The organism is Palleronia caenipelagi, from assembly GCF_007004065.1.
GTDB lineage: Bacteria > Pseudomonadota > Alphaproteobacteria > Rhodobacterales > Rhodobacteraceae > Palleronia > Palleronia caenipelagi.
Genome location: NZ_VFSV01000033.1, coordinates 17,039 through 34,723 on the forward strand (window position 1 = coordinate 17,039; position 17,685 = coordinate 34,723).

Sequence of the window (17,685 nt, forward strand, 5' to 3'; positions counted from 1 at the left end):
CCGCGCCGGTCCTGCGACCCCCTGACAGAGGAAATGAATATGGCCCTCGACCATTCTCCCACCAGCTACCAGATCCACATCCCTGACGCGGATCTCGATGACATGATGGCCCGTCTGAAGCGCACCCGCTTCTCCGATGACTTTGCCAATGATGATTGGAAATACGGCTACAATACTGCCTATCACCGCGAGCTGATCGACTACTGGATCAACGAATATGACTGGCGCGATGTGGAGCGCCGGATGAATGAACTGCCCCATTTCAAGATCGACCTGATGGGCGTGCCGCTGCACTTCATCCACGTGCGGGGCAAGGGCAAGAACCCGATGCCGCTGCTGATCCACCACGGCTGGCCCTGGACCTTCTGGGACCTGCGCAAGGTGATCGGCCCGCTGACCGATCCCGAGGCCTATGGCGGCAACGCGGAGGATAGCTTTGACGTCGTCCTGATCTCGCTGCCTGGCTACGGCTTTTCCTCACCGCTCACGAGCACTGGCTGGAATTTCTGGAAGACAGCTGATCTGGAAAACACGCTCATGTGCGACGTGCTCGGCTATGATCGCTACGCCACCGCCGGCGGCGATTGGGGCGCATTGGTCGCTCAGCAGCATGGGCACAAATACGAACAGGACGTGATTGGCGTCTACACCCATTTCCCGGCGCAGATGAGCCACTACCTGCCGTCCCATCCCGACCAGCCTGAAGGCGTGGAATACGATCCGGTTCTGGGTCTCCCGGCGGCCAGCGAATATACTGCTGAAGAGGCAGGTTGGTTCGAGCGCGGTAAGAACTTCGTCGAGAACGAGAGTGGCTATGGCGAGATCCAGCTGACGAAGCCCCAGACTCTCGGGGCACTTGTGGCGGACAGCCCTGCGGGTCAGCTCGCGTGGATCACGGAGAAACGCTATTTCTGGGGTCTGGCCGAGCGCGGTGTGGGCACCGAAGCGTTCGAGCGTGTCTGGCCGAAGGAAGACCTGATTACCACAGCGGCGGTCTATTACCTGACCAATACGGGCGGCACGTCATGCCGGTATTACTGGGAATGTCGCGGCAATCCATGGACGCCCAGCCATAACCGTTTTCCGGTCGTGGGTGTGCCCACGGCGGTCTCGATCTTCCCCGGTGAGATCTACAAGCCACCGCTCACCTGGACCGAGAAATACTTCAACCTGCAGCAGTATCGCGTGCACGAGGACGGCGGCCATTTCGCGCCGCTCGAAGTCCCCGAACTCTTTGTCGACGACGTCCGCACCTTCTTCCGCGGTCTGCGCGGCTGACCCCGGAAAATATCAAGTTCCCAGAGGAGGATACCATGAAGACCCTGACCACGTCCCTGTTTGCCCCCACCCGTCGCGCCTTTGGTGCGGCGGCGGTGGCCGCCGCTATGATCGCCGGTCTCGGCGCCTCTCAGGCGCTGGCGGAAATCCAGCACCCCGAAGGCTTTAACCCCGATGAGTGGGTGATCGTGGCCTCGGTGATCAACACCACGAACCCCTATATGATCTCGAACATCGAGGGCGCCGAGGCGATCTCGAAGGCGCTGGGAATTGATCTGGAGATTGTGAACTCCAACAACTCGTCCCAGACCTCGATTTCGAGCATTCTGGCGATCCTAGCCTCGGGCAAAAAGCCGATCATGTTCGTCAACACTGTGGCCAGTTCCGATGCCCCGCCGATTGTCGACGCGGTCAAGCAATCCGGTGGCTATGTGTCGATCTGGTGGAATAAGCCCGACGAGTTCAAGCCTCAGGCCATCGGCGATAATTTCGTGGCTTTCCAAAAGCACACGGGCGTCGACTCTGGCCGTTGCGGAGCGCAGGCTCTGGCCGAAGCCCTTGGCGGCGAGGGCAATGTGATCCTGCTGCCCGGCGTACAGGACAGCACCACCTCCAAGACGCGTGTGGCGGGCTTCAAGGCGGAGATTGCCGAGAACTATCCGAACATCACGATCCTCGAAGAGCGTCCCTCCAACTGGGATCCTCAGCTCGGCGCCCGCAATGCCAAGGATCTGATCGTGAAATACGGCGACCAGATCAACGGGGTCTGGAGTGCCGATGACGGCATGCAGATCGGGGCCATGCAGTCCTTTGAGAACGCGGGCATGTTGGACAAGGTGAAGTTCTCGTCGGACGGCCTCTACCCGAAGACGCTTGAGGACATCAAATCCGGCCGCGGCGACAATGCCATCGTGGGCGAGACCTTCCACCGCGGTTACATGGCGTCCGCTATCGGGCTCTACACTGCCTATCTCGCGGCCTCCGGTCAGATCGTCCCGAGCGAGCTGGAACCGGAAAAGCGCGAGAGCTTCTTTAAGCTGAGCTGCGTGACCCCTGCAAACTATGAGCAGTACCTCCAGTATGACGAGCCCGGCGCGCCGGATGCCTTTGTCGAGCGGCTGGTCGAAACCGGCCCCTGGAACACTGAGCCGGTGCCGCTCGTAGGCGGTGGCGTCGAAGTCCTGCCCGAAAGCTGATCCAGCTTGACGACCTCCGGCCGGGTTTCTGGCCGGAGGGCCATCAGCGCCGCTCATACCCGTGCCCGCATAGGGCAGGGAGGCCGGTGAGACGAAACGCGCCCGCGGGCGACAGCATCCGAGACCAGTCCCATGAGGCAGATCCTGTCCAGAAGCACAAATGGCCCAATCGGGATGATCGCCGCGCTCCTCGCGCTGATCATCGTGTTTTCTCTCCTGAACCCACGGTTTGGCAGCGTCGAGAACCTGCAAAACGTGCTGTTTCAGGTCTCGGTGCCGCTGATCATCGTGGTCGGGACCTCGCTGGTCATCCAGATGGGCTCCATCGACTTGTCCGTTGAAGGTGTGATGGGCGCGGCCGGGATGGCCTGGATCCTCTTGTCCCCGAACACCCGCCTGGAGACGGATATCGGAGTTTGGGCCTGGGTCGTGGCGCTGGGGATCGGCCTCGGGTTTGGCCTCCTGACCGGCGCGATCTACGCCAAACTCAAGGTCCCGTCCTTCGTTGTCTCGCTCGGGACCTGGTATGTGGGTCTGGGCGTGGCGATCCTGCTCTATGGCAACAGCCTCTTGCCGAGTCTGACAAGCGAAACACTCGCCCGCTGGCCCACCCGTCTGACTCTGGGACTGCCCAATTCCTTCTGGCTCGCGGCGGTTGTGCTGATGGTGGGCGTGCTGATTTCGCACTACACCCGCTTCGGGCGCGGCCTCATGGCCATCGGTAATAACGAACCCATCGCCCGTAGCAACGGAATGCCAGTTGACCGCTACAAGATCGCCGCCTTTTCAGTCGCCGGAACGCTCTGCGGTCTGGCAGGTATTCTCGCCACGATGCAGCTGGGCTCTGGCTCTCCCGATATCGGCTTTGGTCAGCTCTTTGTGGTGATCCCGGCAGCCGTGATCGGTGGTACGGCCCTGAGCGGCGGCGAGGGCGGGGTGCTCCGCTCGGCACTGGGGGTCTTTCTCCTGATCATTCTGAACAATGGCCTCGTGCTGGCCGGGGTTGATCCCGATTTCCAGTCTGGCGTGTTCGGCACGATCCTCCTGATCGCGGTGATCGCGGTCGCATGGCCCCAGCGCGGCCGGTTGAAGGTGGCAAAATGAACAGCAGCATCCCCCCCGTCCTGAAGCTCACCCGGATCAGTCGCTCCTTTGGCAAAGTGAAAGCCGTCAACAACATCTCTCTGGAGATCGCCAAAGGTGAGGTGATCGGACTGACTGGCGAGAATGGCGCTGGCAAGTCCACTCTCCTGAAGATCCTCGCGGGCATCGAACGGCCCGATGAAGGCACCATGGAAATCAACGGGAAAGTGGCCAATTTTCGGAGCCCCAACGACGCGTTCCGTGCCGGGGTCGGGGTGGTGCATCAGGAGCAGTCCCTGTTCACCAACCTGACCATCGCTGAAAATATCGACCAGCAGAACACTGCCCGTCCAGGTCTCAGTCGGTTCGGCTGCCAGGATTGGGGCCGGATCAACCGCGAAGCTGCCGCAGTTCTGAAAAAGATCGGGGTGGATCTGGATCCCCGGACGCGGGTCGGTGATCTGTCCTTTGTGGATCGCCAGATGGTCGAGATCGCCCGCGCAGTTTGTGTCGAGGCGGACGGGCAGGGGACCCCGCTCATCATCCTCGACGAGCCGACAGCGGTGTTGGAGCAAGCCGAGGTAGAGGTGCTCGAACGCGAAATTCGCAAGCTGCGTGAATTCGCCAGCGTGATCTTCGTGTCTCACCGGCTCGATGAGGTGCTGCGTATTTGTGACCGGGTCCTGGTCATGCGCCATGGCGTCCTGACCAGCGACCGCAGCACCAGGGGCGTGACCCGGGATGAGCTGTTCCGGGCGATGGTGGACGAAGCGCCGACCATTGAGGCGCATCCCCGCTCCGGCCGTCCACGAGACCTGAAACCCGCGATCGAAGTGCGCAATCTCAGCCGGGCGGGCGTCTTTAGGGATATTTCTTTTGCGGCGTATTCGGGCCGGATCACCGCGCTTGTCGGCACCAACGGCTCGGGTCGTGGGGCGCTGATGCGGGCGATCTTCGGCGCTGTTGCCCATGATGCAGGCACCATCGTGGTCGAAGGGCGGGACGTATCGCACTGGTCAATCCGCGAGGCGGTGCAGGCTGGGCTCGCCTATGTGCCCGCCGAGCGCAAGACCGAGGGTATGATCGGTGGCTATTCCGGCACCCGGAACATCGCTCTGGTTCATCGGGGCGATGCCATGATTGGGCCGTTCCTGAGACCCCGGCGGCTGGAGAAGACCGCTCAGGGATGGTTTGACCGGCTTGATGTCAATCCGAACGATATCGCCCAGCCGCTGGATCAGTTTTCCGGTGGTAACCAGCAGAAAGTGGTGCTCGCCAAGTGGTTGAATTCGCCTGACCTTAAGGTGTTGATGCTCGATCACCCGCTGCGCGGGCTCGATGTGGGGGTGTCTCAGACGGTGAATGCCGAGATCCGCCAGGCCTGCGAGCACGGTACCGCTGTGATCCTGATCCCCGACACCATCGAAGAGGCTTTGGAGCTGGCCGATGAAATCTTTGTCATGCGCGACGGCCAGCTTTCAGCGCATCACGACATGAGCCTCGCAAGTGACCTCGCAATCAAAGAAATCGTGGCGGAAATGGTATGACCCAGAACACTACATATTCCCCGGACCTTGTGACTGAACCACGTCAGAGCGTGGACTTCCTCGGGCGACTGCGCCACATGGCTGGCTGGCATACGCTGGCGCCGCCGCTGGTGTTCTTTGCCATGTTGCTGGTCGTCGGGATTTTCAATTCCAACTATCTTGGCCCGCTTGGAATTTCCATCGCCACCGCCTCCGCCGCGCCGATCATGCTGGTGGCGCTCGGGCAGTCCATGGTGCTGAATATCGGCTCGATCGACCTCTCGAACGCTGCAATCAGCCTGTTCGGAGCAATCCTTCTGGCGCTGGCCTTGCCGCCCATGGGCGTCGGCGCGCTGATTGGGGTGCTGCTGCTTCTGACCGTAATCGGCGCGATCAACGGAGCGATCCTTGCGTACACGCATGTGCCCTCCTTTGCGCTGACGCTCGGGACATTGGGCATCCTGCAGACCGCCGCGCTGGTGACGAGCGGGTCGGAGACGATCTATGTGACGGAGAACCGCGAACTGGTGACGAGCCTTTACAATACCAAAATGCTGAGCATTCCGCTCACCTTCTGGCTCGGAGTTATTGTTGCGGTGGCATATTGGGTGCTGCTGCGCCTGACGGTGATCGGCCAGACCATGACCGCGATCGGTAAAAATGAGTCCGGCGCCCTGCTCTCTGCTCTGCCCACGAAGCGCGCGAAGATCGTAGCCTTCGCCATCTCCGGGTTTACCGGCGGCCTTGCGGGACTGGTCATTGTTTCGCAGGCGGGATCGGCATCCGCCAGCGGTCTTGGAAGCGCGCTGCTCCTGCCGGGAATCGCGGCGGCGCTCGTTGGCGGAACGTCGATCTCAGGCGGCCTGACGAACCCGCTGAACATCATCTTCGGCGCTTTGACCGTCGCCTTCGTGCCAATCGCGATTCAAGCCATCGGCTTCAGCGCGCAGGCCCAGAGCCTGGTCTATGGGGTATTTATCATCGTTGTCGTCGCGCTAACCACAACGCGCACCAGAGGGTTGGTCATCAAGTGAGTACGGGTAGAAGTGAAGCCGATACGGAGGTTTTAATCGCGGTGGCCAGCTTTGATGATTTGAACTTCAGGGATTGCCAACTTAGTGAACGCGAGCCGCAATTAGTCCATGCTGATCAACAGGCTCCGGCGGCGATTTGCGGCCTTTGATGGCGGTCGGCGCCGGGGGTGAGCCCTCGGAGCAGTGTGATCAGCCAGATGAAATGGCACAGACAGACCCTCAGGTGGCGCAGGATCATGCGGATGTTGTGACCGCAGCCGCAGAGGCCCGCGAAAAGGGCATCACCTTCGGTTCCTTTGAGTGGGCATCGGGTCAGACGTCCGTCGGTTTTCATATGGCCAGTCATTGGTTCGATGGCGCTTCGTCGTCGCAGCAGTTTCGCGATGGTCCTGGTGACGCCGCGCCTTGCACCGCTGATGAAGACCTTCACTGTTTCAACGCCGTGGCCACGGCAGCCACGGTCGACGAAGGCCATGTCCGGGCGCCGGTCGGTCAGGATGTCCACCTGTTCCAGTGCCGCGTGCAGGGTGTGTCCGTCGAAAGGATTGCCCGGTAGTGATCGCATGCCGGCGACGAAGCCACCTTCCGTGATGGTCGCGACGCTGACCTTCGTGCCGAACTCATAGCGCTTGTGCGCCTTGCCTTTCGAGATACAAGCCACCGCCGGTTCGTGCAGGCTGTAAAGCGTCTTTCGGTCCTGTGGCTTCTGCGCCAGCAACCGGTTTACCAGCGCCGTCATCTCCGCGATCCGCGCTGTCAGCGGTCCCTCAGTCCCCTTGTCTGTCTGCCGTTCGATGTCGCGCAGCACGCGGCCGGTATGGCCCTTGAGCCGACGCAGGGCCTTGCGCATCCTCCTGAACTGGCGGGCATGGGCATAGCGCCCGACCTGCCCGCAAAGCCGGGGCCGAGGCGATTGTCGTTCTGGCGCAGGTTGATATCGGCCGCGCGGGCCAGCCCGACCAGCTTGCGCCGTGCGACGTTGTAAAGCCGGCATCGGTGGGATGCGCGCTGTTCTTTTCCATCACCGTGGTCTCGAAGTGATCTTCCTGAGATGGTCATCCTGCCCCGCTCCGGTGCGCTGTCCGGCCCTGATCGTCCCGGACAGCAGCCACTCGACACCTTCCTCGCCGATCCGGTTGCGCCAACGTGTCATCGACGAAGAGTCGATCGGCAGGCGATGCCGGAAGACCGTCTCGCCGCAGAAATGCTGCCAGTAAGGGGTCCCGGCCCACCGTGCACGACCGCCTCGTCGGACAACCGAAAGGCGTGCCGGAGATACGAAAGCCCCGCGACCAGGCGCGTCGGCGTGGCAGGGCGACCGGTCTGCGACGGGAACAACCCGGCCCATTCCCGCTCGAACAGCTCCCGGTCGATCAGATCGGCGAGCTTCACCAGTTCGTGGCGCATGTCGATCATCCCGACCCGTCGCGCGCGCAGCAGATCATCCTGCTCCGGGGAAGGCTTTCCGGGCTTCATATCGCAGCTCGAAATTGCAGGGGTCCGGCTGCAAAAATACCAAATGCTGCGCCTGAAACCTGACGGAGACACTGTGTTATATATAAAAACAATGGGATGGGTGTTGTTCAGGGCGAACTTATTGGCTTGGCCGGCGCGTTTTTCCGCAGTCATGTGGAGGGCATAGCTGCGCCTCAGATCGAAGGCATCTGATCTGCCGTGCGCTTGCCGATGGCCGCCGGTTTCGCCTTCTCTGCGTGATCGACAACTTCAGCCGGGGAGCCCTCGCGCTTCGACAAACGCAGGGCTTCGGTCGAAGTCTTTTGCGGCTCATGTGGGTTCACTTGCCCGTGCCGGATTTATCGACGCTCTGCCGCCGCGCCCCATCGTTGAAAATCGCGCCGGACCCGAGGCCGACGCGCGGCACAATCACTTTGATCGTCGATAGTACAGGCCTACGGACCCATAGTGGTCGCGATTGGATGGCGGAGAGGCATGGTCTGCCGAAACTCCGGAAAACATGGCGTAAACTGAATATCGGCCTCGACCCCGAAAGTAGCCACATCGTCACGTCCAGCCTGACCACCGAGCATGTCGGCGATCCCGGCGCGCTGCCTGAGCTGCTGGCTCAGGTGGCGGACTTTGTCTGCTGTTTCATCGGCGATGGCGCCTATGATGGCGCGCCGCCGGCCCGGGCGATCCGGGACGTTTTCGGTCCAGATGTCGAAGTGATCGTTCCTCCGCCGAGTAACGCCGTCCCTGGCGATTCCGACGTCCGCAATGCCCATATCCAGATGATCGCCGACCACGGGCGCATTTCTTGGCAGAAGGCAAGGCGTTGGGTCAACGCTCCCGTGTCGAAGCCCAGATCGGCCGTTTCCAACAGGTGATCGGGCCCGCGCTACGAGGCCGAAATATGGAGAGCCAAACGAACGAGACCGCGAACGCCGTCAAAGCCCTGAACCGCATAAGCGTCCTCGTTCTCGCGGCCTACCAGCGTGTCATCTGATCAGGCAGGAAAAAGGCCGAATGCGCCCTGAGTTTGATCTATGCAACATGGTCCAAACAGCCTCGGGTGCGTCTGCAAGTTGGCAATCCCAGCTGACCGTTTCGCCAAAGCTTGCTGCTTATCAGGTTCGGAAGACCCGGTAGATTGCCGGGATGACCAGCACGGTCAGAAGGGTGGAGCTGAGCAGGCCAAACAGCAGCGACAGCGCAAGGCCCTGGAAAATCGGGTCCGTCAGGATCACCCCGGCCCCGATCATCGCCGCGACGGCGGTCAGAAGGATCGGCTTGAAGCGGATCGCACCGGCCTCGATCAGGGTCTCAACCTTGTCTTTTGCAGGGTCGGCGTGGCGGATGAAGTCCACCAGCAGGATCGAGTTGCGCACGATGATCCCGGCCAGCGCGATAAACCCGATCATCGACGGCGCGGAGAAGGGCGCGTTGAAGAGCCAGTGTCCGAAGACAATCCCGAGGAAGGTGAGCGGAATCGGCGTCAGGATGACCAACGGCAGCCGGAAGGAGCCGAACTGCGCGACCACGAGGATGTAGATCCCCAGGAGTGCGACCGCAAAGGCCGCACCCATGTCGCGGAAGGTCACCCATGTGACCTCCCATTCGCCGTCCCAGAGAAGCGTAACGCCGGTTTCATCTTCGGGCTGGCCGTTCAGGCGGATCTCGGGCTTCGTGCCGTCTTCCCAGTCCATCTTGTCCAGCTGATCCGCAACCGCGAGCATCCCATAGAGCGGAGCTTCGAATTCTCCGGCCAATTCGGCCATGACCATTTCGGCATCCCGTCCGTTATGACGGAAGATCGGGGGGGAGGCCTGCTCCTCCTCGATCTGGATGACATCCCCCAGTTCCACGACGCCGCGCGCACCTGGCAGGGCGTTGGCCGGGATGGGCGTGGACAGGAAGCGCTCATCGACAACCCGATCGGATTTGTCGCGCGCAACGGTGATCGGGATCGGATAGCGGCCTTCGCCCCGATGGGAATAGCCGACCGTCATACCCGAATTGAGGATGGCGAGCGTGGTGAACACGTCCTGCTCCTGCACGCCGAAGAACTCCAGCTGGTCTGTCGAGATCGTGGCCCGGAGGCGACGCGGCGGCACGCCAAAACTGTCGTCCACATCGACGACGAAGGGGACGGCCTCGAACGCCTGCCGGATCTTTGCAGCGGCTGCGCGGCGGCTCTCGCCATCAGGCCCGTAGACCTCGGCCAGCAGCGTCGCGATGACCGGCGGTCCGGGCGGGGGCTCGACCGTTTTCAGGCTGGTGCCCGGGGGGACGTCGATCTCCGACAGGCGCTGACGAATGTCGAGGGCGATCTCATGGCTCGTCCGGTCCCGGTGCTCCTTGTGATCAAGCGTGATCTGCACGTCTCCCATCTCCGGGCGTTCCCGGAGATAATAGTGCCGCACAAGCCCGTTGAAGTTGAACGGCGCCGCGTCCCCCGCATGGGTCTGGACGGACAGGACCTCGGGCAAGTCCAGCACTGTCCGCGCCACGTCCTGAGCCACGGCATCCGTCGCTTCGACAGAGGCGCCTTCGGGCAGGTCGATGACGACGGAAAGCTCGGACTTGTTGTCAAAGGGCAGGAGCTTGACCGTAACATCGCGCGTATAGAGCGCGCCCAGCGACCCGAAAGACAGCACCACCGCGACCAGAAGAAACAGAAGGCTGCCGGATTTCGTGCGCAGCAACGGACGCGCGACCGCCGTATAGAGGCGCCCCAGTGCGCCGCCATGATGACCAGCATTAGCAGTATCATGATCGTGGGTCGGCGCGCGGCCCGCGATCTTCAGCATCAGCCATGGGGTGATGATCACTGCCACAAAGAATGAGAAGATCATCGCCGCCGACGCATTGGCCGGGATGGGGCTCATATAGGGGCCCATCAGTCCGGAGACAAAGAGCATCGGCAGCAGCGCGGCGACGACGGTCAGGGTCGCGACGATGGTCGGATTGCCGACTTCAGACACGGCGCGGATCGCCTTTTGGGAGCGGCTCGCGGGGTCCGGCATAGCCCAGTGCCGCGCGATGTTCTCGATCACCACGATTGCGTCGTCGACGAGGATCCCGATGGAGAAAATCAGCGCAAAGAGAGAAACCCTGTTTAGCGTGTAGCCCATGACCCACGCGGCAAAGAGCGTCAGCAGGATCGTGACCGGGATCACAACCGCCACAACGATGGATTCCCGCCAGCCGATGGAAAAGAAGACCAGTGCGACGATGGACACCGTGGCAAGACCGAGATGGAACAGCAGCTCATTGGCCTTTTCATCCGCCGTCTCGCCGTAATCGCGGGTGATGTCGATCTGGATGCTCTCAGGGATCAGGTCGCCCTCAAGCCTATGGGCGCGATGTAGGATCTCTTCGGCCACGATCACCGCATTGGCGCCCGCGCGTTTCGCAATGGCAAGGGTGACCGCCGGGGTTCGGACGATCTGCCTGTCCTCGCTCCGGGTCACATGCGAGACAATGCGGTCCGAGGTGTTCGGTACAAAACTCACATCGGCGACATCGCGAATATAGACGGGCCGGCTATCCCGTGTCGTCAGCAGGAGGTTTGCCACATCGGCAGGGGCTTGCAGGGTTTGCCCGGCTACCAGCGCGATTTGCTCTCCGGCATCGCGGACGAGACCGGTAGAGAACGCGCGGTTCGCCCCCTCGACCTTGCCCGCAAGTTGTTGCAGCGTGACCCCGTAAAGCGCGAGCCGCTGAGGGTCGGGGGCAATGCGGATCGCTTCGGGTGCCTCGCCGACCAGATAGGTCAGACCGACATCGTTGATCTTGGCCAGTTCGACCTGCAATTCCCGGGCCACCCGCGTCAGGTCATTGGCTGTCACCCCGGCCTCAGGGGTTTTCGGCGACAAGGTCAGCGCGACGATGGCCACATCGTCGATCCCCCGGCTGACAATCAGTGGCTGGTCGATCCCCACCGGGATCCGGTCGAGATTGGCGCGGACCTTTTGGTGAACCCGCAGGATCGCCGTGTCCGCAGAGGTTCCCACCAGAAAGCGGGCAGTGACCATGGCGTAATCGTCAGACGTCTGGGAGTAGACATGCTCGACGCCGTCGAGGCCCTGAATGATGGATTCCATCGGCTCGGTCACGAGCTTGACGGCATCTTCGGCCCGGAGGCCCGGCGCCTGAATATGGATATCAACGAGCGGCACCGAGATCTGCGGCTCCTCCTCGCGCGGGAGGCTGACCAACGCGACCAGCCCCACGGCAAGTGCGGCGAGGATCATCAGGGGGGTCAGAGCGGAATGAATAAACGCTTTGGTCAGGCTGCCCGCGATGCCGAGCGGCGTGTCTTCGGAGGGGTTACTCATCACCAGCCCCCAGCGTCTCACCGCCGCTGAGGCCGGACAGGATTTCGACCATAGCGACCCCGTCCATGTCATGGGTCGCGCCAATCACGACGGTGCGCGGCAGAGGCTCTCCATCGGCCCCGACCACAGTCACGAAATCGAGCCCCATTCGGGACATAACCAGATCCGCTGGCACGACGACAGCCTCGGATGTAGCCACCGGCAGCCGCACCAGCACCCGCGCATCAATAAAGTCGGTCTGGAGATCCGCGACCTCCACATCCGCAACCACGCGACCGTTCTCGATCTGGGGGTAGATCCGCGCCAGCCGCCCCTCCTGCGCGCCGTTGGGAGCTTCGATGCGGATCATGTCGCCTTCGGTCAGGCTCATGGCGTGGCGCTCAGGCACAGCAAGGCGCAGGAAAACACCACCGCCCCCGATCTCGGCAATCGCTTCGCCTGGCAGAACGACCGAACCAGCGGTGACCGGCACGGAGAGCACAGTGCCGTCAATCGGGGCCATCACGGTTCCCTCGGCCTCCCGCTGCACGAGGACGGTGCGCTCTGCTTCGGCCGTGCCAATCTGTCCCTTCACCACGTCCACGTTCGTGCGCAAGGCGTCAAGCCGCTGCGCTGTGGTCACCCCACGTTGCAATAGATTCTCCCCCCGAGCCAGTTCGGCTTCGGCATTTGCAAGTTGGGCGCGTAACGACGCGAGCGAGGCGTCAATGGCGTTCAGCTGGAGCGCAATTTTCTCATCAACGACCCGTGCGATCTGTTGCCCGGCCGTAACTTGCGATCCCTCAAAGACCTGAATTTCGATCAGCGTCCCCCCCAGACGCGACCGCGCCGGAACCCGGTCCCGCGCTACGATCCGACCAAAAACGGCCTTCCAGTCCGTGATCTCCACCTGCCGCGCGGTCGCCGCATCGTCGGCTGCAGCCGAGAGGACAGGTAGAAATGCGAGGAGCGTTACAATGGTCAGAAATTTTTTCATATGAGGTAGCTCCGGGCCATCGACACAGACGCATTCTTATATTCATATATATTGGAAGTAAATTGATCATTTATATTATCAACGGCGGAGAAAATCCGGCCGGAGTGGTGGAGCGAAAGTTGGCAATCTGGGTCCGCGCCTTGGAGCCTGTCAATGAGCGTTCACAACTGACCGGGTTTCAGCGTTTAAATTTGACCCAAGTTTTGTAGCAAAGCCCTCAGGCAGGCCGTCCTCATATAGCGGGTCCGTCGGGGGCTTTGCTTGCGGGACGTCTACTTCTTTGTGCGGTGTTTGCTCTGGGCGAACCGGGAGGAGGTATTGCCGGTTTGGAAGATCGCGCAGTGATGCGTGATGTGATCCAGGAGGGCGGTTATCATCTTGGCATCGCCGAGGACTGAGCCCCATTCCCCGAACTCCAGATTGGTGGTGATGATGACACTGGTCTGCTCAGAGAGCTTGCTGATCAGATGGAAGAGCAGCGCGCCGCCGGACTTGAGGAACGGGATGTAGCCCGGTTCGTCGATAATGACGCAGTCCAGTGCCGAGAGGTGCCGGATGATATTCCCGGCATTGCCCTTGGCCTGTTCTTTAATCAGATCAACGGCATTGAAGAACCGCGCCTGCTTGCCATTGTTGATCCAGGTGGTGCCCAAAGCGATGGCGATATGGGGTGAAGGGCGCCCTGTCTTTACCCGTGCCGGCTCCGCCCATCAGGATGAGATTGTGCGCTTCTTCTGTGAACTGGCCTGTGCAGAACGGTTCGATCTGGGTCTGGGTGACGGTGGCCGCGCCATAATCGAGGGTGGCGAAGTCCTTGTGATGGGGGGTGAGACATTTGTCGGCATTGGTTCGAGACCAATGCCGAACGCGATCCTCATTTGCTGGTGGATGGAGCGCACCCGCCGCTCTACGGTCCCGGCGTCGATCAGTTGCTTTATCGCTGTGATCAGACGCAGGTCTTGCGCGCGGACAGCAAATCATGGGCACAAGCTGCCATTCCATGCGACCTCAGGGCTGTCAGTTGGTCGATGAGAGCGTTCATGCGGCCTTACCCTTTTTCATGGCGTTATCGACAGTGCCAAGTTGTTGGTACGCAGGTGGCGAGGGCATGGTTGTCATGCTGGCTGTCCTTGATGGCTCAGGTCGCTGTGCCACCCTCGCCACCGCCCCTGAATGACCGCTGATTACGCGATGCCCTCGATGGCTTTGTAAGGCGATGCAGGCGCGATGGGGTGTGCGCGGAACACTCAACGGAGAGGTAGGGAGATGGCGATATGGATCGGAATTGACGCGGCCAAAGTTGTACATTGGGCGGTTGGGATTGACGATGGGGGCCGGGTTGTTCTCGACCGCGCGGTCGAGAACAACCCGGTGGCGATTGACCACTTTATTGTCGAACTACGGAACGTGAACGGCGATGTCGTGATCGGGATCGACGTGGTCGGCTCCTTTGCGCGCCTCATCGAGGCCAGCCTGCTGGCGGAAGGCTTTGTCCTGGTGCACACCCCGGGGATCGCGGTGAACCGCGCGGGCCAAGGCTTTGCTGGAGGCGAGCGCAAATCCGATCCCCGCGACGCCGCTCGCCATTGTCCTCGGACCAATGGCGGACAATATCTCGCCATCGCCGAGCTGGTGCGCACGCGCGATCTGCGCCCGGTTCTGGCCGATGACGACACGCGCGTGGCGCTGCGCCTCAAGGTGGGCCGCAGGCGAGACCTGATGCAGGACCAGGTGCGCCGCATCGCCCGTATTCGCGGGCTTTTGTGCGGCATTCATCCCGGCCTTGAACAGGCATTTGACCTTTGTTGCAAAGGGCCGTTGGCGCTGCTCACCCGGCATGTGACCCCGTCCGACATCCGACGCGCAGGACGGGCGCGGATCGTGGCTCACCTGAAGAAGACCCCGCACCTGCACGGCTGCGAGACCATCGCCAGGCGCGCATTTGACTGTGCCAAGGCGCAACGCATCACCGTCCTTGGCGAAGCGGCCACCGCCGATCTGATCCGTGAGCTGGCAGCCGAAGCCTTGGAGGCCAGACAAAAGATCGCCCGCATCGAGAAGGACCACCTCTGACATCCTCAGCCACCACCCTGACTGCGCCCTCATCCGTTCGTTGCCGGGGATGGGGGTGGTGCTGACTGCCGAGTTCCAGGCCGCAATCGGCAACATCGCGCGCTTTGCCTCGGCGGATGCACTCGCGGCGGCGGCGGGCCTCGCTCCGGTTCAGCGCCAATCCGGTAAACGGGCGGGCTGGCGGCGCGCCTACGGCGGCGACAAGGCGCTCAAGCGGGTCTTCTGCCAAAGCGCGTTCTGTGCCGTGACCCAGAAAGACCCGCTCTCTAAAGCCTTCTACGACAGAAAGCGAAAAGAGGGAAAACACCACACCCAGGCCCTCATCGCCCTCGCCAGACGACGCGTTACGGTTCTGTGGACCATGATGCAAAGGCGCCAAACTTTCGATCCAAAGCGAAATGCTGCTTGACTTGTCCATTACGCAGCAGCCTCCCCAGCCGAGCACAGCATCTCATAGCGTTTGCAATCGGCCTTGGGTCGCAAGGTTAGCTGCGGATAGGCGCAGGCACAGCTCGAGCGGCATGATGACCGGCTCCACCAACTGGTTGATCAGGTTGATGATGGCGGGCAGGCACAGGGTGTTTTGATCCACCGTCAGTTCGCAAGCCGTCCCGACCACATCGATCCCGTGATCCCGGGCCAGCAAAAGCAGATAGACGCACTCCCGATCCCCGCCCGTGCCAGCCATGTAGTGTTCTCTGATCCGATGCATGGCCTCGGGCAGTTGCCAGTCCATAAAAGGCGCGCCGTCACGCAGGGCGCCGGGCTCTCGATCCAGCCGGGGAACAGAGTACCATGGTTCAAAATAGCTGACATGGCGGGTGAAGCGGCGCTTGTGTTGGGCAATGACATCCTGACCGGAGCCCAGCACGATCCGACCTGCGCAGGCGCGCAGGGAGACGTGCTGCCCGGCGAACCGGGAAGGCACACTGTAGCGATTGCTGGCAGTTTGAGACCCGGGCAGGTGGAGCGGACACGAACTCTCTTCTCCATGTAGCCATCAAATGCCCGGCCCAGTGGGCGCAGCTCGGACCGTTCGTCTTCAAACATCTCCGCAATGGTGCGATCCCGCTGCTCGGGATGGGGCCCGTTTGCCAGCTCTTAACAGCGCAAGCGCCGCCAGTCTCAAAATAGAAATCTCAGTTCTAAGGGTAACTACACAATGTACAGCTGTGGACTCACACCGAAGTGCAATTCTTGATATGTCGTTTTATTCCCATCGGTTTTGGATTTCCATCAGCCTGATTTCAAAGACCTTGGCCGGGGTTTAATACCCAATGCACTTTCTTGGCGTGCCGTTCAGGCGGTGGCAAATCGACCTCAAATATCGATTTGTCAGCGCCGTCGGTTCGGTCGAGTGGGGCAGATACTTCCGCAGCCTGTTGTTCGTGTTTTCGACAGTGCCTTTCTGCCAGGGCGCTTGTGGATCGCAGAACCACGCATCTGCGCCGATACCCGCCTTCAGGTGCCGCCACGCGGAGAACTCAGTGCCGCGGTCGAAGGTGATCGATCGGCGGACAAAGGAGCCAGCCCCTGGATCAGCGCCTTCATGATCGGCCTCGACTGACGATCTTCGTTGCGCATCACCACAGCATACAATCTGCTCGGGCGACCAGGGACGTGACATTCACTTTTCCATACTCCTTGCGGAACATCATAAGATCGCATTCCCTGTGGCCAAACTCTTCGCGCTCTGCGATGCGGTCAGGCCTGTGAGACAGGCTTTGAACGTCGAATATGTGAGCACGGTTATGCCTGCGATACCCACGCGGCCTGCGGCGTCTGCGATGCTCAGGCAGGTGGCGATAGAACTGCTCATCGCGACCGTCTTTGGAAGAGGCGAATCGATAGATCGTCTCGTGACTCACACGGATCGGATGGCGTTCAAGCCGCATTCTGCGTGCAATCTGCTCGGGCGACCAGCCAGCCTTCAGACGGTCTTCAATGGCTTCCTTGAGTTCTGGGTGCACGATCATCTTGCGATGAATGGCTCGGCTTTTCTCATACATGTCCTGAGCATTCAGCGCGTAGTAGCCGTTCAGCTCTGGCAGTTCTGTATCCGTAAAGCGGTTCCGTTTGATGTCGCGGTAGATCGTAGAAGGGTCGCGCCCCAATCGATCTGCAATCTCTGAGACCGGCATTTTGGCTGCAAGCCACTTCGCAAACTTGCGCTGTTCGTCGAGCTTCAAGTGACAGTAGTGGCTTCTCATTCTTCATACTCCACGCAGCTCTCTTTATTCGTAAAGAATTCGCACTTCGTTTGTGAACCCTCCAGCGGCCTATCATGAGTCCTATAGTCCGTGTTATGGTGAATAAGAACAGATTATTTCTCCGAAAAAATTCTACTTTAGCATCCAACCAATTTTAGGGAGGATTACCGTATGATGGCGCTGTTGCACAAATCGGGGTCTGAGCGCGGTTTCCCTTTCCCCGGAGGGACCTATCCTACGGCCAGAGTAATGGGTGCGCCGAGCGCGGTGTAGCCGTTCAGCACGGCGATACGAACTTGCAGCTCGGCGACCTGGCGGTCGAAGTCTCGGGCCATGAGGGATTGGCCGGGCAGCTTGATGCAGTTCATCTTGCTCTCGACCCGGCTCCGGCGGTGGTAGCCAGACCATCGTCGCCAGATGGCACGACCCAAATATTTGGACGCGCGCAGTGCCTCATTGCGGGCAATGGCTCCGGGGCTCGTTGGTTTCCAGGGATTGGCGTTCTTGCGGG

At 61.1% G+C, this 17,685-nt stretch carries 13 protein-coding genes and 3 pseudogenes; 8 read left to right on the forward strand and 8 right to left on the reverse strand.

Going from position 1 to position 17,685, the window contains the following annotated elements; translation table 11 throughout:
• The first annotated feature begins 39 nt into the window (after nt 1-39).
• The 5 genes from FEV53_RS14945 (at nt 40) to FEV53_RS14965 (ending at nt 6,117) form a co-directional block, all read left to right on the forward strand.
• The gene (locus tag FEV53_RS14945) at nt 40-1,278 is read left to right on the forward strand and encodes an epoxide hydrolase family protein (RefSeq protein WP_185962235.1); all 1,239 of its coding nucleotides are present in this window, start codon (nt 40-42) and stop codon (nt 1,276-1,278) included.
• 35 nt (nt 1,279-1,313) lie between these two features.
• Complete coding sequence (locus FEV53_RS14950; protein WP_142835611.1) at nt 1,314-2,474, forward strand: sugar ABC transporter substrate-binding protein; 1,161 nt, start codon at nt 1,314-1,316, stop codon at nt 2,472-2,474.
• Nucleotides 2,475-2,606: 132 nt separating this feature from the next.
• The gene (locus FEV53_RS14955; RefSeq protein ID WP_142835612.1) at nt 2,607-3,578 is read left to right on the forward strand and encodes an ABC transporter permease; all 972 of its coding nucleotides are present in this window, start codon (nt 2,607-2,609) and stop codon (nt 3,576-3,578) included.
• The gene (locus FEV53_RS14960; protein ID WP_185962236.1) at nt 3,575-5,104 is read left to right on the forward strand and encodes a sugar ABC transporter ATP-binding protein; all 1,530 of its coding nucleotides are present in this window, start codon (nt 3,575-3,577) and stop codon (nt 5,102-5,104) included. The genes FEV53_RS14955 and FEV53_RS14960 overlap by 4 nt, the downstream gene beginning before the upstream one ends.
• A 122-nt stretch (nt 5,105-5,226) precedes the next feature.
• Nucleotides 5,227-6,117 (forward strand): ABC transporter permease, encoded by an 891-nt coding sequence (locus FEV53_RS14965; protein WP_185962237.1) that lies wholly within the window; start codon nt 5,227-5,229, stop codon nt 6,115-6,117.
• 115 nt (nt 6,118-6,232) lie between these two features.
• Here FEV53_RS14965 and FEV53_RS14970 read toward each other — a convergent pair.
• Nucleotides 6,233-7,593, reverse strand: a pseudogene (locus tag FEV53_RS14970) (IS5 family transposase).
• 236 nt (nt 7,594-7,829) lie between these two features.
• Between FEV53_RS14970 and FEV53_RS14975 the strand changes: the two are divergent.
• On the forward strand, nt 7,830-8,462 hold the full coding sequence (locus FEV53_RS14975) for a transposase (protein WP_185962238.1): 633 nt from the start codon (nt 7,830-7,832) through the stop codon (nt 8,460-8,462).
• Nucleotides 8,463-8,702: 240 nt separating this feature from the next.
• On the opposite strand, the gene FEV53_RS14980 is transcribed toward FEV53_RS14975, so the two are convergent.
• The 4 genes from FEV53_RS14980 to FEV53_RS22145 form a co-directional block, all read right to left on the reverse strand.
• Nucleotides 8,703-11,915, reverse strand: coding sequence for an efflux RND transporter permease subunit (locus tag FEV53_RS14980; protein WP_142835616.1), 3,213 nt, complete (start codon nt 11,913-11,915; stop codon nt 8,703-8,705).
• Nucleotides 11,908-12,891, reverse strand: coding sequence for an efflux RND transporter periplasmic adaptor subunit (locus FEV53_RS14985; protein WP_142835617.1), 984 nt, complete (start codon nt 12,889-12,891; stop codon nt 11,908-11,910). The genes FEV53_RS14980 and FEV53_RS14985 overlap by 8 nt, the downstream gene beginning before the upstream one ends.
• Nucleotides 12,892-13,163: 272 nt before the next feature.
• Nucleotides 13,164-13,544, reverse strand: a complete 381-nt coding sequence (locus tag FEV53_RS21565; protein ID WP_425465491.1) for an ATP-binding protein — start codon at nt 13,542-13,544, stop codon at nt 13,164-13,166.
• Nucleotides 13,489-13,893 (reverse strand): ATP-binding protein, encoded by a 405-nt coding sequence (locus FEV53_RS22145; RefSeq protein ID WP_425465492.1) that lies wholly within the window; start codon nt 13,891-13,893, stop codon nt 13,489-13,491. The genes FEV53_RS21565 and FEV53_RS22145 overlap by 56 nt, the downstream gene beginning before the upstream one ends.
• A gap of 264 nt (nt 13,894-14,157) precedes the next feature.
• On the opposite strand from FEV53_RS22145, the gene FEV53_RS14995 reads away from it, so the two are divergent.
• Together FEV53_RS14995 and FEV53_RS21270 are read left to right on the forward strand one after the other, a co-directional pair.
• A complete protein-coding gene (locus FEV53_RS14995; RefSeq protein WP_221931632.1) occupies nt 14,158-14,964 on the forward strand; it encodes an IS110 family transposase in 807 nt (268 codons plus the stop codon).
• Nucleotides 14,897-15,373 carry a transposase gene (locus tag FEV53_RS21270; protein WP_281283526.1) on the forward strand — a complete coding sequence of 159 codons (477 nt, stop codon included), beginning with the start codon at nt 14,897-14,899 and terminating at the stop codon, nt 15,371-15,373. Before FEV53_RS14995 ends, FEV53_RS21270 begins: the two co-directional genes overlap by 68 nt.
• Before the next feature lie 42 nt (nt 15,374-15,415).
• On the opposite strand, the gene FEV53_RS15000 is transcribed toward FEV53_RS21270, so the two are convergent.
• The 3 genes and pseudogenes from FEV53_RS15000 to FEV53_RS15010 all read right to left on the reverse strand — a co-directional run.
• The gene (locus tag FEV53_RS15000) at nt 15,416-15,928 is read right to left on the reverse strand and encodes a Mu transposase domain-containing protein (RefSeq protein WP_425465494.1); all 513 of its coding nucleotides are present in this window, start codon (nt 15,926-15,928) and stop codon (nt 15,416-15,418) included.
• A gap of 303 nt (nt 15,929-16,231) precedes the next feature.
• A pseudogene (locus FEV53_RS15005) lies at nt 16,232-17,174 on the reverse strand (IS30 family transposase).
• A gap of 230 nt (nt 17,175-17,404) precedes the next feature.
• A pseudogene (locus FEV53_RS15010) lies at nt 17,405-17,685 on the reverse strand (IS5/IS1182 family transposase); the annotation flags it as partial.

Bases quoted from the DNA above. Each gene is read 5' to 3' on its own strand.
- FEV53_RS14945 (WP_185962235.1), top strand. From the start codon at position 40: ATGGCCCTCGACCATTCTCCCACCAGCTACCAGATCCACATCCCTGAC.
- FEV53_RS14950 (WP_142835611.1), top strand. From the start codon at position 1,314: ATGAAGACCCTGACCACGTCCCTGTTTGCCCCCACCCGTCGCGCCTTT.
- FEV53_RS14955 (WP_142835612.1), top strand. From the start codon at position 2,607: ATGAGGCAGATCCTGTCCAGAAGCACAAATGGCCCAATCGGGATGATC.
- FEV53_RS14960 (WP_185962236.1), top strand. From the start codon at position 3,575: ATGAACAGCAGCATCCCCCCCGTCCTGAAGCTCACCCGGATCAGTCGC.
- FEV53_RS14965 (WP_185962237.1), top strand. From the start codon at position 5,227: ATGTTGCTGGTCGTCGGGATTTTCAATTCCAACTATCTTGGCCCGCTT.
- FEV53_RS14980 (WP_142835616.1), bottom strand. From the start codon at position 11,915: ATGAGTAACCCCTCCGAAGACACGCCGCTCGGCATCGCGGGCAGCCTG.
- FEV53_RS14985 (WP_142835617.1), bottom strand. From the start codon at position 12,891: ATGAAAAAATTTCTGACCATTGTAACGCTCCTCGCATTTCTACCTGTC.
- FEV53_RS22145 (WP_425465492.1), bottom strand. From the start codon at position 13,893: ATGGAATGGCAGCTTGTGCCCATGATTTGCTGTCCGCGCGCAAGACCT.
- FEV53_RS14995 (WP_221931632.1), top strand. From the start codon at position 14,158: ATGGCGATATGGATCGGAATTGACGCGGCCAAAGTTGTACATTGGGCG.